Source organism: Pseudoroseomonas cervicalis ATCC 49957 (genome assembly GCF_000164635.1).
Taxonomy (GTDB): Bacteria; Pseudomonadota; Alphaproteobacteria; order Acetobacterales; family Acetobacteraceae; genus Pseudoroseomonas; species Pseudoroseomonas cervicalis.
In genome coordinates this window covers 1-789 of the sequence record NZ_GG771132.1, presented here as the reverse complement: position 1 = coordinate 789, position 789 = coordinate 1, and the positions used below count along the sequence as shown (strand labels likewise).

The following is a 789-nucleotide window of genomic DNA, read 5'->3' as shown; positions in this document are numbered from 1 at the left end:
GGGGGCGCCGCGGGCCGGCGCCCACCCCCGGTCCCGGCCTCAGCCGGCGGCGGCGATCTGCTTCTGCAGGATCTCGGCGGCCTGGGCGGCGCTGCCCCAGCCCTTCACCTTGACCCACTTGCCCGGCTCCAGATCCTTGTAGCGGGTGAAGAAGTGCTCGATCTGGTCGCGCGTGCTCTTGGGCAGGTCGTCCAGCTCCTTCACATCGGTGTAGGCCAGCGAGATCTTGTCATGCGGCACGCAGACCAGCTTCTCGTCCTGGCCGCTCTCATCCTCCATGAACAGCACGCCGATCGGGCGGGCGCGGATGACGGAGCCCGGCACCACGGCGCTCGGCACCAGCACCAGCGCGTCGGACGGGTCGCCATCCTCGGCCAGCGTGCCGGGGACGAAGCCATAGGCGGCCGGATAGGCCATCGGGGTGAACAGGAAGCGGTCCACGATGACGGCGCCGCTCTCCTTGTCCACCTCGTACTTCACCGCGCTGCCCTGCGGGATCTCGATCACGACATTGATGTCGTGGGGCGGGTTCTTGCCGGTGGAGAGCTTGCTGACATCCATGGGGAGAGATCCGTTCGTTGCCGGGATGCCCGCGCTGTAGCAGGGGGCGCGCGGCGCGGCAATTCGCGGCCCCGTCAGCGGGGGAAACCCCGCGCCGGGCTTGCCCTGGCGGGGCCGGCCCGCGCAGCATGGCGCAAAGGCGCGCCGCGCGCCGCACCGGGAGGGAGGATCCGACGTCATGACCCCGCGCCGCGCCTGGCTGGCCGCCGCCTGCGCCCTGCTGGCCAC

At 71.5% G+C, this 789-nt stretch carries 1 protein-coding gene; it reads right to left on the bottom strand.

Annotated elements, in window-relative coordinates; genetic code table 11:
* Window positions 1-39: 39 nt before the first annotated feature.
* Entirely contained in the window at window positions 40-561 is a 522-nt protein-coding gene (gene ppa, locus HMPREF0731_RS22165; protein WP_007006506.1) for an inorganic diphosphatase, read from the bottom strand.
* Between the last annotated feature and the right edge of the window lie 228 nt (window positions 562-789).